Source organism: Burkholderia latens, assembly GCF_001718795.1.
GTDB classification, from domain to species: domain Bacteria; phylum Pseudomonadota; class Gammaproteobacteria; order Burkholderiales; family Burkholderiaceae; genus Burkholderia; species Burkholderia latens_A.
In genome coordinates this window covers 548,604-563,530 of record NZ_CP013438.1, presented here as the reverse complement: position 1 = coordinate 563,530, position 14,927 = coordinate 548,604, and the positions used below count along the sequence as shown (strand labels likewise).

General features: G+C 69.1%; 12 protein-coding genes. 4 read left to right on the top strand and 8 right to left on the bottom strand.

Features of this window, described 5'->3' with window-relative positions:
* Window positions 1-84: 84 nt before the first annotated feature.
* Window positions 85-1,002, bottom strand: a complete 918-nt coding sequence (locus WK25_RS21845) for a metal-dependent hydrolase (protein WP_069242723.1) — start codon at window positions 1,000-1,002, stop codon at window positions 85-87.
* A gap of 580 nt (window positions 1,003-1,582) precedes the next feature.
* On the opposite strand from WK25_RS21845, the gene WK25_RS21840 reads away from it, so the two are divergent.
* The 3 genes from WK25_RS21840 to WK25_RS21830 all read left to right on the top strand — a co-directional run bounded on the left by WK25_RS21840 (window position 1,583) and on the right by WK25_RS21830 (window position 4,356).
* Window positions 1,583-1,924 carry an FKBP-type peptidyl-prolyl cis-trans isomerase gene (locus WK25_RS21840; protein ID WP_069242722.1) on the top strand — a complete coding sequence of 114 codons (342 nt, stop codon included), beginning with the start codon at window positions 1,583-1,585 and terminating at the stop codon, window positions 1,922-1,924.
* 26 nt (window positions 1,925-1,950) lie between these two features.
* Window positions 1,951-2,718, top strand: coding sequence for a helix-turn-helix transcriptional regulator (locus WK25_RS21835; RefSeq protein WP_069242721.1), 768 nt, complete (start codon window positions 1,951-1,953; stop codon window positions 2,716-2,718).
* Between the two features lie 174 nt (window positions 2,719-2,892).
* Complete coding sequence (locus WK25_RS21830; RefSeq protein ID WP_069242720.1) at window positions 2,893-4,356, top strand: MFS transporter; 1,464 nt, start codon at window positions 2,893-2,895, stop codon at window positions 4,354-4,356.
* Between the two features lie 105 nt (window positions 4,357-4,461).
* Here the strand turns inward: WK25_RS21830 and WK25_RS21825 are convergent, their stop codons facing one another.
* On the bottom strand, window positions 4,462-4,932 hold the full coding sequence (locus WK25_RS21825) for a winged helix-turn-helix transcriptional regulator (protein ID WP_059545340.1): 471 nt from the start codon (window positions 4,930-4,932) through the stop codon (window positions 4,462-4,464).
* A gap of 157 nt (window positions 4,933-5,089) precedes the next feature.
* On the opposite strand from WK25_RS21825, the gene WK25_RS21820 reads away from it, so the two are divergent.
* Complete coding sequence (locus WK25_RS21820; RefSeq protein WP_069242719.1) at window positions 5,090-6,322, top strand: MFS transporter; 1,233 nt, start codon at window positions 5,090-5,092, stop codon at window positions 6,320-6,322.
* Between the two features lie 230 nt (window positions 6,323-6,552).
* Here the strand turns inward: WK25_RS21820 and WK25_RS21815 are convergent, their stop codons facing one another.
* The 6 genes from WK25_RS21815 to WK25_RS21790 form a co-directional block, all read right to left on the bottom strand.
* Window positions 6,553-7,719 carry a glycosyltransferase family 4 protein gene (locus tag WK25_RS21815; protein WP_040139326.1) on the bottom strand — a complete coding sequence of 389 codons (1,167 nt, stop codon included), beginning with the start codon at window positions 7,717-7,719 and terminating at the stop codon, window positions 6,553-6,555.
* Entirely contained in the window at window positions 7,719-8,903 is a 1,185-nt protein-coding gene (locus WK25_RS21810) for a glycosyltransferase family 4 protein (RefSeq protein ID WP_069242718.1), read from the bottom strand. Before WK25_RS21810 ends, WK25_RS21815 begins: the two co-directional genes overlap by 1 nt.
* Window positions 8,900-10,366 carry a glucose-6-phosphate isomerase gene (locus tag WK25_RS21805; protein WP_040139324.1) on the bottom strand — a complete coding sequence of 489 codons (1,467 nt, stop codon included), beginning with the start codon at window positions 10,364-10,366 and terminating at the stop codon, window positions 8,900-8,902. Before WK25_RS21805 ends, WK25_RS21810 begins: the two co-directional genes overlap by 4 nt.
* Window positions 10,367-10,376: 10 nt before the next feature.
* Window positions 10,377-11,513 (bottom strand): glycosyltransferase family 4 protein, encoded by a 1,137-nt coding sequence (locus WK25_RS21800; protein ID WP_069242717.1) that lies wholly within the window; start codon window positions 11,511-11,513, stop codon window positions 10,377-10,379.
* Window positions 11,514-11,646: 133 nt separating this feature from the next.
* On the bottom strand, window positions 11,647-12,606 hold the full coding sequence (locus WK25_RS21795; RefSeq protein ID WP_069242716.1) for a glycosyltransferase family 2 protein: 960 nt from the start codon (window positions 12,604-12,606) through the stop codon (window positions 11,647-11,649).
* 62 nt (window positions 12,607-12,668) lie between these two features.
* Window positions 12,669-14,894 (bottom strand): polysaccharide biosynthesis tyrosine autokinase, encoded by a 2,226-nt coding sequence (locus tag WK25_RS21790; RefSeq protein WP_040139321.1) that lies wholly within the window; start codon window positions 14,892-14,894, stop codon window positions 12,669-12,671.
* Between the last annotated feature and the right edge of the window lie 33 nt (window positions 14,895-14,927).

Sequence of the window (14,927 nt, the reverse complement as noted above, 5' to 3'; positions counted from 1 at the left end):
TGCGCTTGACCGCGGTCAATCGTCGGATCAATCGCGACTGATGCGGCAACGCAACACACGCCGCTGCGCGCGGCGGGCGCGCAGTCAACGCCCGGATGCGAGCGGCGCGAGCGGGTTCGCGCGGCCACGGCCGGCCGACGCGCCGTCGTGGTCGCCGTATGCGGCGACGAGCGCGTCGACGCGCGCAAGGTGATGGCGGTTGTCGTGGTCCCACGGATGGAAGCCGGGCCGGAAAAAGCTCAGCCATTCGCCGGCGATGCGAGGGAAAAGCCCGCGGCGCGGCCCGTACAGGAATGCGAGCACGCGCAACATGCCGCGCACGCGATGCCGGATGTCGCGATCGCGCGAGAGCAGCGTCACGTGAATCAGGAACACGGTCGGCCAGAACGTCAGCGTCGTTGCCAGGTACACGCCGATCCGGACCAGGTAGCTGCGCACGCCCGGCTTCATCACGGCATTCCACACGTCGTAGGACACGGCCTTGTGCTCCGTTTCCTCGAGCGCGTGCCACACCCACATCTGCCTGTAGCCTTCGACCGAGCCGGCGAGACGGGTCGGGTCGCGCAGGAGCCAGTCGGCGAGCATCGCCGTATAGTGCTCGGCCGCGACCGTGTGCGCGAGCTGCACCGAATGCGGCAGCTTGCGTTTCATGAAACCGAGCACCGTCCACACGCGTTTGTCGAGCTTGCGCGCGGGCAGCCGGTTCGCCTGCATCAGTTCGTTGTATTCGACGTGCTCGCGCGTATGCATCGCCTCCTGGCCAATGAAGCCGAGCACCTGCCGCTTCAGCACCGGATCGTCGATCCGGTCGCGATAGTTGCGCACCGAGTCCATGAAAAAACGCTCGCCGGCCGGGAACAGCAGCGACAACGCATTGAAGAAGTGAGTCACGTGCGGGCCGAGCGCATGCCAGTCCTTCGCGCGCTCGACCGGCAAGTCGAAGCGCAGATCGCGGCGCACCGGCATCACGTCGGCTGCGGTGGCGGAAGCGGCTGACTTCATGTTCGCGGTTCTCCTCGTTTTCGGGCGGCCGTGGCCGCGGGCCCGGCCCGCCCATGCGGCCCGGACGCGCATCGCGCAACAGCAAAATCTTGACATCGATAACTGTAAAGATAGGCGGCGCGCGTCGTCGCGTGCAAGCCGCGCGGTAGACGCGTGCTTCCAAACGGTGCATGGTCGGCAACGCAGAAAAAGCGGCGCTCGGACAGTGGCGCCGCAGCCCGGGATTCGAACGCCGAAGGTGGCGCGCGGCGCGTGTGAAAAGCGCTGCGTCCGCAACCGGCAATCGGCGTCGAAGCCGCGCGCGACGGGCGTTTCGCGGGATCGTGCGACGGGTTGCAGCGCGCTTTCGGGCGGCCACGCTGCCGTCGATTCATACGCGGGGATCGGCCTGGTCGCAGCATCGCGCAGCGCCGACTCGCCGGACATTCAAACGCGCGTTCCAGTTTCATTTGGAGCGGCACGCGGCGCGCGGCGCCCGGCGGCTTGCGAACGGTGTCGCGCCGCGCGTTCGTCGCGCGGGGCGGCCCCCTGCGCGCTCGCCTACAATAGCGGTTTTACCCAACCCTTTTCAGGAGAAGTCATGTCTGTCACCACGACCGCATCGGGCCTCGAGATCGAGGATCTGACCGAAGGCACCGGCGCGGAAGCGCAAGCCGGCAAGACCGTCAGCGTCCATTACACGGGCTGGCTGACCGACGGTCAGAAATTCGACTCGAGCAAGGACCGCAACGACCCGTTCGCGTTTGTGCTCGGCGGCGGCATGGTCATCAAGGGCTGGGACGAAGGCGTGCAGGGGATGAAGGTCGGCGGCGTGCGTCGCCTGACGATCCCGCCGCAACTCGGCTACGGCCCGCGCGGCGCCGGCGGCGTGATTCCGCCGAACGCGACGCTCGTGTTCGAAGTCGAACTGCTCGACGTCTGACGAAGCCGCCGGCCGACGTCCCGCTCATGGAGCACATCCCGTCCCCCGCGATCGCGCTGCGCCGTTACGACACGTGCGAAGCGTCCGACGTGCACGACTTTCATCAGGTCGTGCTCGGCATCGACGGCGCGATGGTGATGGCGGTGGACGGCGTCGGCCAGCGCATCGACCGGCACGCGGCGTGGCTGATCCCGGCCGGCGCGCGCCACGAATACGCAGGCCTCGGCGAGAACCGCCAGCTCGTGCTCGATCTGCCCGCCGCGTCGCTCGCGGTGCCGCAGCGGCTGTTCGAGCGCGCGCGGGCCGTGGCGATCGATCCGGCGCTGACGTCGCTCGTCGCGCAGGTCGCGGCGGCGGCGGCCGCGCTCGACGAGCCGGCTCGCGACGCGGGGCATGCGCATCGCTTCCAGTGGCAGGCTGCCGCGCGCCTGTGCGACGCGCTGCTCGGCGACGCCGGCCTCGCCGCGCCCGCGGGCGGCCTCGATTTCACGCGCATCGATCGCTGGCTGCGCGCGCGGCTCGCGGAGCCGCTGCGCATCGCCGATCTCGCCGCGCACTGCGGCTACGGAATGCGCCGGTTTCATCAACTGTTCGTCGACGCGTTCGGCGAAACCCCGCATCGCTATCTGCAACGGCTGCGGCTCGACGCCGCCGTCGTGCTGCTCGCAGACGGCCGGCACCCGCTCGTCGACATCGCCGGGATGGTCGGCTTCGCCGACCAGAGCACGTTCACGCACGCGTTCACTAAGCGCTTCGGCGTCGCGCCCGGGCGCTGGCGCGGCGAACGGCACTGAGCGGCTCCGCCGGGCCCGCCGCTCGCGGCCACCGCCGCACATCGCGGCCCATGCCGCATACGCGCACGCCCGCGTACCCGCATGCATACCGGTCGCATTGCGTCGATCACGCCACGCATCGACGCTTCACGCTCGCGTGAAACATCGCCGCCCATCGCGCCCTACGATGGGTTCATGGACACGACCAGCTCTTCCACCGCCTTCCCGCCCGCGCTTGCGCGCCTCGTCGCGACCGTCAGCATCGGCTTCGTCGTCACGCAGCTCGACGTGACGATCGTCAACATCGCGCTCGCGCGCGTGGCCGCCGACCTGCATCTGCCGATCGCCGGGCTGCAGTGGGTCGTCGATGCGTACACGCTCGCGTTCGCGGTGCTGATGCTGTCGGCCGGCGCGCTCGGCGAACGCTTCGGCGCGCGCCGGCTGTACGTCGCGGGCCTCGTGCTGTTCGCGCTCGCGTCGCTCGCATGCGGCGCCGCCGTCGCCCCGGCGATGCTGATCGCGGCGCGCGCGCTGCAGGGCGTCGGCGCGGCCGCAATGCTGCCGAATTCGCTCGCGCTGCTCAACGACGCATGCCGGCACGATCCTCGCGTGCGGGCGCGCGCGGTCGGCTGGTGGACCGCGGCAGGCTCGATTTCGATTGCGGCGGGACCGGTCGTCGGCGGCCTGCTGATCGCCGCATGGGGCTGGCGCGGCATCTTTCTCGTGAACCTGCCGCTCTGTGCGGCCGGACTCGCGGCCACATTCGCATCGGTCCCCGCCCGGCGCGTCACGCCTGCACCCGCGGCACCGGCGCGTGCCGCAATGCCGGCACGCTCGGCAAGCACGCTGGACGTGCGCGGCCAGCTCGTCGCGATCGCGATGCTGACCGCGCTCACCGCCGCCGTGATCGAGTGGCGGCCGCTCGGCTTCGCGCATCCAGTCGTCGCCGGCGGGTTCGCGCTCGCGGCGTTCGCCGCGGCCGCCTTCGTCGCGCTCGAGTCTCGCACCGCGACGCCGATGCTGCCGCTGTCGCTGTTCCGCCGACGCACGTTCAGCGCGGCCGTGCTGTTCGGGATCTGCGTGAACCTCACGTATTACGGCACCGTATTCGTGCTGGCGCTGTACCTGCAGCGCGTGCGCGGCGAATCGGCGTTGCAGGCCGGCCTCGCGTTCCTGCCGCTGACGGGCGGCTTCCTGCTGTCGAATCTCGCGAGCGGCCGTGCGGTCGCACGTTACGGCCCGCGCGCGCCGATGGTCGCGGGTGCGCTCGTCGCCGCGCTCGGCTACGGCTCGCTGTATTTCGCCAACGCAGCGACGCCGCTGCCGCTGCTGCTCGTACCATTCCTGCTGATCCCCGCCGGCATGGGCTTCGCCGTGCCGGCGATGACGACGGCCGTGCTCGCATCGGTCGCACCGGAACGCGCGGGCATCGCGTCGGCCGTGCTGAACACTGCACGGCAGGCCGGCGGCGCGATCGGCGTCGCCGCGTTCGGCGCGCTCGCGGGCGGCAGCGCGCGGCAAACCGTCGAGGGGCTGCATGTCGAAACCGCGGTGTCTGCCGCACTGCTGGTCGCGGCTGCATCGCTCGCGATGCTCGTCAGGGCCGACGCGCATCAGGGCACATCGGATGCGCAACGGACGGTATCGGCGGCCGATTGAGAGAAACGATCGAGCACCCCGGACAGGTGCGTTGGCGGGTGCGTCGGTGTGTGCGGTGCCGCGACGCAAACAGCGCGGCGCTTGCGCCGCCCGATGACCTCGCGTTTATCCGCGCGTCGCGCCGTTGCCGTCCGCCACTTTCCGCACCATCGTCTCCGCCGCCTTCAACGGCCGGCCATCGTCGTGCCGCAGCGCGAGCTTGCGGATCGCACGGCCCGTCTTGCGTTCGACCAGCACCGAATGCGGCTCCCCTCGCTCGAACAGGTTCGCTTCGCCCCACTGCCGCAGCATCACGATCACCGGAAACAGCCCTTCACCCTTCTTCGTCAACGCGTACTCCTGATACGCGCTGCCGTCGGACGCCGGCACCACTTCGAACACGCCCGCGTCCACCAGCATTCTGAGCCGGTCCGACAGGATGTTGCTCGCGACGCCGAGGCTCGCACGGAAATCGCCGAACCGGCGCACGCCGTCGAACGCGTCGCGCACGATCAACAATGCCCAGCGATCGCCGACGATATCGGTTGCGCGCGCGACCGGGCACGGCGAATCCGCAAGGCTTTTCTGTTTGGCCATCCTTTTCTCCGCTGTCGCGCCGGCCGCGTTCGCACGGCGTTCGGCGCATTCGTGCGCGGGTCCGTTGCCCGCCACACCAAGTTGCATTTTAAAACTGCTTTTCCTACACTCCAACAAGTTTTAAATTGCAACCACTTCAGCGAGAGCGAGGAAGCCCATGGAATCGTCATGTCGAACAGCCGCCGCACCGAACGCGACAGCGGGTGCAGCCGGCCCGGCCGGCGTCACGCGCGTCGCCAAGACGCTCGTCGCGCTTTTGGCGGTGTGCTGCGCGGCGAGCGTCGCGAACGTGTACTACGCGCAGCCGCTGCTCGATTCGATCGCGCGCGATTTCGGCGTATCGCAGGCGGCGGTCGGCGGCGTCATCACCGCAACGCAACTCGGCTGCGCGCTCGCGCTGCTGTTCGTCGTGCCGCTCGGCGACCTGCTCGATCGCAAGCGGCTGCTCGCAATTCAGCTTCTGCTGTTGACTGCCGCATGCATCGGCGTGGCGGTTTCGTCGACGCGCATCGCATTGCTGGCCGGCATGGTCGCACTCGGTTTGCTCGGCACCGCGATGACGCAAGGCCTGATCGCGTGCTCTGCCGCACTTGCGTCTACCGGCGAGCGCGGTCGCGTGGTCGGCGCCGCGCAGGGCGGCGTCGTGATCGGCCTGCTGGCCGCGCGCTCGTTCGCGGGCGTGGTCACGGATATTGCGGGCTGGCGCGCGGTATATCTGATGTCGGGCGCGCTCGCGATCGCGATGCTCGTCGCGCTCGTACGGCTGCTGCCCGATGCGAACGCGCCGCGCGCGCGTATCGGCTACGCTGCGCTGCTGCGCTCGATGGCGACGCTGCTGCGCACCGAACGTGTACTGCGCGTGCGCGGTGCGATCGCGCTATTGATGTTCGCTGCATTCAGCATCTTCTGGAGCGCGCTCGTGCTGCCGCTTGGCGCGCCGCCGCATTCGATGTCGCATACGCAGATCGGCGCATTCGGGCTGGTCGGCGCATTGGGCGCGGCCGCGGCGGCCCGCGCGGGGCGGCTCGCGGATCGCGGGCTCGGCGAAACGACAACGGGCGCCGCGCTCGCGCTGCTCGCGTTTTCGTGGCTGCCGCTCGCGTTTGCCGGCACGTCGATCGCGCTGCTGGTCGTCGGTATCGTGCTGCTCGACGTCGGCGGCCAGGCCGTTCATGTCGTGAACCAGAGCATGATCGTCGGCGCGCGACCCGACGCGCATGCGCGCCTCGTCGGCTGCTACATGCTGTTCTATTCGGCCGGCAGCGGGCTCGGTGCGATCGTGTCGACGGCGACGTATGCGCACGCCGGGTGGGTCGGCGTGTGCGGACTCGGCGCGGCGGTCAGCGTCGCCGCGTTGATCGTATGGGCCGCGACACGCGGGCGGGCATGACATGGATCGCATGCACCGGTAGCAGCGGTTGCCAGGCGCCTTTCCACCTTTTCATTCCGTGTAGTCGGCGGCGGGAAGATCGCGCGGTCGAACGGAATCGCGCGAATCGCGGTGTGTGCGGCCGCGCACGGCAAAACGCCGGCGCGCCCGCGTTGGGGCGGCCGGCATGCGGCCCGGACGCACGCGAAGGTGCGCGCGGCCGGAGCGTCGTCATGACGGGCGGCGCGCTGTCAGCCCGCCGCCTGGATCGCCTCCTCGTACACGCCGGCAACGCGCCGCGCGATCACCGCGTTGTCGAAGTGATCGCGTGCATAGCGCTTGCATGCGGCTTCGTCCGGCAGCGCGATCGCGCCCGACAGCGCCGCACCGAGCCCTTCGGCGATCGCATCTGCGCCGGTCGACGGCAGCACGAGGTCGCTGGACAGCCCGGCGACGGCCTCCGGTAGCCCGCCGACCGGCGTAACCAGCACCGGCGTGCCGGACGCGAGCGATTCGACGGTGATGAGGCCAAAGCCTTCGAGCGCGACGGTCGGCACGACGCTGACCGTCGCCGCACGATACAGCGCCGCGAGATGCTGATCGGGCACGAAGCCGAGCAGCTTCACGTTGTCCTGCAGCCCGGCCGCGTCGATGCGCTGCTGAAGTTCCTCGGCGAGCTTGCCCTTGCCGGCGATCAGCAGCAGCACGTCCGGATGGCGGCGCTTGACGATGCCGATCGCATCGACCAGGTCCTCGAGGCCCATGCGCCGCACGAGGCGGCGCACGGCCAGCACGATCGGCCGGTCCTGCGGCAGTTGCAGCTTGTGCCGCGCCTCGGCCGGCGTGAGCGGCGTGTCGAACTGGGCGGTGTCGACGCAGCCGGGAATCACGCGCACGCGCGACGGATCGATGCCGTAGCGGTTCGTCAGAATCTGGCCGAACGCCTGCGACAGCACGATCAGCCGCGACGAACGCGTGTAGACGGCCTGTTCGAGATAGCGCTTCGCGCGCTGCCCGAGCGATGCGGCGCCCTCGACCTGGCTTTCGTCGGCCCACGGGCCCTGGAAGTGCGACACCTGCGGGATCCCGCGCGTCACGTCGAGGCCGGGGAACGTATACAGCGCGAAGTGCGACGAGATCACGTCCGGTCGCGCGCTGCGGATTTCATCGCGCAGCGCGCGGCGCGCGGCGAGCATCCGACGCGCGAGGGGCTGCGACGCGGGCCCGAAGCCCTGGATCGCACCGCCCGTGTCGTCTGCGACTTTCGGCGAGCCGGCAACGAGCCCGCGCACCTCGACGCCCGCACCGGGCAGCGCGCCGACGAGCGAGTAGTACATCCGGTCGAGGCCGCCCGCGCGTTCGGGGAACCAGTGCATGCCGATTTGCAACGATTTGATCGGCCGGGAAGAAAGGGACATTACGACTGCTCCTGCGTGACTGCATGCTCGACCCGCTCGAACGCGGACGGCTGCGAGGGTTGGCCGATGCGCCGGTAAAGCGCGACGTACTGGGCGCCCATGTGGGCCCAGCCGAAACGGGTCATCAGTTCGCGGGCCGCGTCGCCCATCGCGCGGCAGGTGTCGCGCGACGCCGCGAGCGAGCCGATCGCCTGCGCGAGCGCGGCCGGATCGTCCGGGTCCTCCAGCACGATCCCGCATTCGCGCGTGATGATTTCCGCGCCACCGGCAGTACGCGCGGTGACGACCGGCAGCCCGGCTGCCATCGCTTCGAGCAGCGACAGGCTCATCGCTTCGTAGCGCGACGGAAACACGTATGCGTCGACCGAGCGCATCAGCGTCGGCATGTTTTTCACGAGCCCGAGGAAATGCACGCGCGAAGCGATGCCGAGCGCGCGCGCCTCGTCCGGATACGGGCTGCCCGGCAGATAGCCCGCCACCGCGAGATGGACGTTGGGCGGCAGTTTCGTGAGCGCGTCGAGCACCGTGCCGAGGTTCTTGCGCGGCGTGCGCAAGTCGCCGACGAACAGCAGCAGGAACGCGTCCGCCGGCAGCTTGAATGCCGCGCGATCGGCCTGCGCGAGCGCGAACGCGCTGCCGTCGACGCCGTTGTAGATCACGCTGATCTTGCGGCTGTCGATGCCGAGGCCGGCGATCTCGTCGGCCACCTTCTGCGACACGGCCGTGATCGCGCGCGAGCGCCGGTATGCCCAGCGCTCGAGCGCGGTGTTCACGCGCGTGTAGACGTACTGGTACGCCGACCACAGCCCCTTCGTCAGCCCGAACGGGTAGTACGGGCTCTTGAACCAGCCGCCGTGCACGAAATGCGCGGTATTCACGTCGGCCTTGATCCACGAGATGAAGCCGTTTACGTGCAGCACGTCGTATTCGCCGCGGTGCGCACGCAACCATGCCGCGCTCTTGAGCGCGAACACCTGTTGCTTGACGAGATTCGACGGCCAGAAGCCGCCGACCTTGACCGGCACCCAGCGCACGCGCGGATCGGCCAGCAGCTCGGGCGCGACGTGCGACGCGACCAGCGTGACCTCGTAGTTTTCGGCCAGCGCCGCGCGCGCGATTTCGTAATTGACGCGGCCCTGCCCGTCGTTATGACGCACGACGTGCGTGACGATCGCGATTCTCAATGGTCGCCTCCCCGTGAACGCGCGGCGGCCGGCAGGCGCTGCGCCTTCTGCCAGTGCGCCGCGGATAGTATGGAAAAAATGGCAGTGAACATCAGCAGACCGCCCGTGCCGATCAGCGAGTTCGTGAACACGAGCATCGCGAACGTCGACAGGCACAGGCTCAGGCATGCGCCGACGAACTTGTCGTTGCGCAGCTTGAACGCCGCGCGCACCGTGCGACCGAACAGCATCACGACGCCCGCGAGATACAGCAGCGTGCCGGGCCAGCCGAGCACGAACGGCACGTTCATCACGCCGCTGTCGAAGCTGCCGTACTTGCCGAGCTCGCCACTGTCGCTCGACAGCTTCGTCGACGCGCCGGTCGCGCCCATCCCCTCGCCGGCGACGTCGGTGAACGCCGTCTGCGCAAAGGTTGCATAGAACTTGTTGCGGTCGTCGTAGCTGCGGTCGTCCTTCAGGTTCGCGATCGACTGCAGACGCTGGCCGAGCCGGTCGGCTACCGGGCCGACGGTCAACAGCGGCACGCACAGGCCGACGAGCACGACACCGCTGATCAGGATCCGCATCCGCACGCGGTTGCTCGACTGCACGAGCTGGATCGCGAGCGCGATCACCCAGCCGCCCCACGTCGAGCGCACGAGACACAGCGCGAAGGACACGAAACCGGCGGCGCCCGCGAACCAGCGGATCTTCTGCGGCGCGACCAGCACGAACACCAGCGCGCCCATCATCGCGAACGCGAACGGCCCGGACGAGTTCATCGTGCTGAACACCCGCACGCCGTAGGGCACCGGCTCGCCCTGCGAACCCATCTGCGAGCCGACCATCCACAGCACGTCCCACTGCGGCATCACGAAGTACTGCACGACGCCGTACAGACCCATCACCAGCATGCCCCACATGAACGTGGACAGCAGCACGTCGCGATACTCGGGGTAGTCGCGCGCGTTCACCATGATGTGAAAGCCGATCAGAATCGGGTACAGCCAGTTCGCGAGGTCGTAAGTCGCGGCCATCACGCCGCTCGACACGATCCCGACGAGATACGCATACACGAGCCCGAACAGGATCAGCAGCACCGGAATGCCGCGCCGCTGCGCGAGCACGCGGTAGTGCCGCAGCAGCCCGAACCCGGCGATCATCGTCACCGCGAGCGGCGCGACCTGGATCAGGCTCGTCGGCGTGAACGCGCCCTTCGACCAGTCGGCGAGACGCCGCACCTCCGGGCTCAGGAACCACACCCACCACATGAAGCCGACGTAGCGCGCGGGGCTCTTGAAATACAGCCAGATGCCGACCGCGATGGCCAGCACCGGAAACGCGAGCGTCAGCACCTTGCCCTGGTGAATGGCAATCAGCGCGGCGGTGAACGTCCACAGCCCGGCCTGCCCGGCCCAGTGCTTCGGATCCGCGAACCGGCTGCGCTTGCGCGACGGTGCACTTTCTGCGGCAATCGTACTCATCGATCCTCACTCACCGCGACGACGCGCCCGAATCCGCGAGCGGCATCGCGAGGCCCGCGGCCGCCGGCGTGCGGCGCCGGCGCAGCATGTCGCGCGTAATTCGCACGTGCTGCTCGGCAAACGCCTGCGTGGTCAGGTCGCGCTCGCGCAGGCAGGCCGCCGCCGCGCGCGCGCATGCGAGCGCCGCGACCGGATCGGCCGCGAAGCGATCGGCGGCATCGCGCATCGCCTGGACATCGAACGCAGGCACGTACGCCGCCGTGTCGTGCGGGAAGTAGTCGCTGAGCCCGCCGACGTCGGACACGATCATCGGCTTGCCCACCGCCGCCGCCTCGAGCATCACGGTGATCCCCGACGCATGGAAGTTTGGCCGCAGCGGCACGACGATCACGTCGGCCCATGCATACAGTTCATGCTGCTTCGCGAGGCCCGATGCCGAACCGATCTTCACGTTCGGCGCGTGCCACTCGCGCGGCACGCGGCGCCGCGTCGCCAACCGGACGTCGTAGCGTTCGTCGCCGCCGAACGCGGCGAGGAACGTGCGCCAGTCGCGGTCGCGGTCGTTGCCGATCGCGGCGATTCGCAGCGGCCGGTGCGGCTGCCACTGCTGCGGCTCGACCGGCGGGAAATCCTGCGTGTTCAGTCCGTAATAGACGAACTCCGCTTCGCGCCCGAGGTAGCGGCGGCACAGCTCGGCGTTGTCGCGAGCGAGCGTCGTCAGCGCGTCGGCGCGCGTGAGCAGCTTGCGGTACAGCCAGCGGCGCGGGCCGCCGAAACCGTTCCACTTGTCGAACAGCCACACGCTCTGCGCGAGCAGGAGGGGGCGCTTGCCCTGCGCGCCGGCGAGCTTCAGGATCAGCGCGGCGGCGAGGTGCTCCTGCTCGGTGTGCGTCCAGATCACGTCAGTGTTCAAGAGCGCGGTGCGATTGCGCCATGCATGCACGACGTCGAAGCCGAGTGCAGCCTTCAGCGCACGGCGCGCGACGCTCGCGACGCGGCTCTCGCGACGATCCTCCGAATAGGTCAGCCGGAATTCGTCGGATTCGGCATGGTGATAGCCGTACAGGCAGCCGATGTTCTCCCCTTTGCGATAGGTACGCGGATCGGCGCCATAGAACAGATGGACGTGAACCTTCGTGGAAGTCATGTCAGCCTCCGCCGGACCGTCGGATATGCCGCAGCTTCCGGAAGATGGCGGGACTGCGCGCCGCCAGGCGAACGTCGGGGTTGTTTCATGTCGAGCCCTCCAGGGTTGGCCGTGCGCATCGCGCGCGACCCGTTCAAGACGTCACCGGCGGCATCGCCGCACGGCGGGGGGCAAGATCCGCGCGGCGCGCATCGCGTGCGCCGCGGCGCACCGCGCGCCAGTGCTCGAGCACGCGGTCGCGCCGGGGCGTATGCAGCGACAGCAGCACATGCGCGAGACCGGGATAGACGCGCGTGCCGACCAGCGTCCACCACCACCACGCGATCTCGCGCCGCACCGGCGGCAAATGCTCGCGCAGGATCAAATGCAGGTTGTACGCGCCGTTGCTGATCGCATTGAGCGACGCCGCATCGCGCCGGTCGTCGTCGAACCGCTCGGCCGGGTAATGATCGACCGCGATCGCCGGGTCGTAGACGAGCTTCCAGCCGTCGCGCTGCACGCGCATGCTGAACGCCATGTCGTTGTGCACCTGCGCGCCCGCGCCGCGCAACCGCGTATCGAAACGCAGCCGCTCGATCGCCGTGCGCCGGTAGCTCATGTTCGCGCCTTTGAGCATGTCGACTTCGCGCACGCCGCCGACGCCGAGGTGATGGTTGCCGACGATCTTGCCGGACAGCGTGAGCTGGCCCACGAGCTCGCGCGACTCGTCGAGCACGCGGCCTTTCTCGTGCACCCAGTCGCGGCCGCCGACCGCGCCGACGCGCGGATCGGCCAGGAATACGGCTTCGATGCGGGCGAGCCAGTCGGCGCGCGGCGCCGCGTCGTCGTCGGTGATCGCGACGATGTCGCCGTTCGCGGAATCGAGCCCCTTGTTCAGCGCGGCGACCTGCCCCGGCACGTCAACCGGCACGATCCGCAGCGGCAGCGCGCCGCCGACCGACGGATCGGCGAGGCGCTCGTGCGTGGCATCGTCCTCCGGGCGCGCGACGACGATCACCTCGTCGGGCAGCCGCTGCTGACGCTGCAGCGCGAGCAGGCACCGCGCGAGGTCGGCGGGCCGCCGGTAGGTCGGAACGAGCACGGAAATTTTCATCGAGGGTTCTCCCGTCGGCCGGACTGGCGCCGCTCGCGCCGGCCCGGTGTCGTGAAATGCGGTCAAGCGCTCAGGTATTCGTGGACGGCCGCATAGCCGCGGCCGTAGCCGCGCGCCTTCGGCGGCACGCCGTTGAAGATCCCGCCTTCGAGATCGACGCCCGCGGTGCGCAGGCGCTTGATCGCGTCGGCGATCTCGCCTTCGGTATGCATGCCCGAGCGCAGCACGAGGAACGTCGCGCCGGCCATCCGGCCGATGATGGTCGCGTCGGTCACCGCCAGCACCGGCGGCGAGTCGATCAGCACGACGTCGTAACGCTTGCCGAGCCCTTCGAGATATTGCGGCAGACGCGCCGACATCAGCAGCTCGGACGGGTTCGGCGGCCGCGTGCCGGCCGAGATGAACGACAGGCCCTGCACCGGCGTCTCGCGAATCGCTTCCTCGAGCGGCGACTGGTCGCTCAGCAGCTCGGACAGCCCGGGCTGCACGGTGAGGCCGAAGTAGCGGTCGAGCATCCCGCGGCGCATGTCCGCGTCGATCAGCAGCACGCGCTTGCCCGAATGCGCGAGCAGCACCGCGAGGTTGACGGTCAGGAAGCTCTTGCCGATGCCCGGCGTCGGGCCGGTCAGCACGATCACGCGGTTCTTCGCGTCCATCATTGCGAACTGCATCGCGGTGCGCAGGCTGCGCATGCTTTCGACGCTCAGGTCCTTCGGACGCAGGCTCGCGAGAATCGGACGCGCGCGGCTGCCCCCCTTCTCGGCCATCGCGTCGAGCTTCACCTGCTCGGCGCTTTGCGGCACCAGCCCGTACAGCGGCAGGTTGAACGTGCGTTCGACGCGGTCCGGATCCTCGATGCCCTGGAACAGGTTGCGGCGCAGGAACACGACGCCGGTGCCGAGAATCAGCCCGAGGAACACCGCGGCCGACAGGATCAGCACTTTCTTCGGCTTGACCGGGTCGCCCGGACGCATCGCCGAATCGACGAGATGGATGTTGCCGCCCGTGCCGGCCTTCTGCACCGACAGTTCCTGCACGCGGTTCAGCAGCAGCACGTAGATGTCTTCGGCAACCTTCGCGTCGCGCTGCAGCTGCACGGCCTTCACTTCGGTCGCCGGCAGGCTGCGGAAGCGGTTGCTGAACTTGTCCTTCTCGCCCTGCAGCTCGGCGAGCTGCTGCTTCGCGGCGATCACCATCGGATGCGAATCGGTGAAGCGCTGCGCGAGCGACGCGAGCTGCAGGCGCTGCGCGGCGATCTGCTGTTCGTACTGCACGCTGCCTTCGAGGTAGACCTTCGCCTCGTCGCTCGCGTTGATCGAGCCGGACGTGCGCTGGTACTGCGTCAGCGCGGCTTCCGCGCGCTCGAGATCGGCCTTCAGGCGCGGTTCCTCGCCCTTCAGGAAGTCGAGCATCTTCGTCGCTTCGGCCTGCTTCGCGATCACGTGCTGGTTCAGGTACGACTGCGCGAGCGCATTCGCGATCGCGGCGGTCTGATCCGGATCCTTGCCTTCGAGCGAAATCTGCACGACGCCCGTCTGCTTGCCCTGCTCGCTAACCTGGATGCCGGACTGGAAGCCGGTGATCGCGTCGAGATCGTTGTAGCGGACCACGGTGAACTGCGTGCCGGGACGCGCGACGAGCTTCTGCACGAGCAGCGTGACGCCGCCGCCCTGCTCCGACTCGCCGACGCGGCCCGACAACAGCCGGCGGCCGTCCGGGTCGACCAGCGTGTACGTGCCGTTCGGGCCGGCCGTCAGCGTCAGCTTCTTGCCTTCGAGCGCGGGCACGACGTTGATCGTGTCCACCTCGGCGAGCTCGCCGCCCCATGCGTACGAGCGCAGGCCGAACCACGGGCGCGACGGCTGGCCCGGCGTGGCGACGCGCGCGGCGAGGCTGCCGATGAGCGGCAGCGTCTTCGGCACGACCGAGAAGTTAAGCTTGAACTGCTCGACGACCGGCGCGACGACGCCGCGGCTCTTGATGATCTCGATTTCCGCATCGGTCGGCGCCTGCTGCGGGCCGCTGTTGATCATCGCGCCCGTCTGCGTCTGCGTGAGCGCCTGCGTCGTGTTGTCGTTGCCCTCGACCCGCACGTGCACGTCGGCCTGGTAGACCGGCTTCGCGACGTAGCAGTACAGGCCGGCGAGCGCGATGACGGTCACCGCGATCCCGAGCAGCAGCCAGATGTCGTCCATGAGCACCTGGAGCAGCTGGCCGAGGACGACGTCCTCTTCCTCGGTTTTGGCGGTCAGGTCCGCGTAGGAGTGTTTCGCTTGCGTGTTCACCATTCGTTCCCGCTTGAGTGGTGCCGGGGCGGAGGC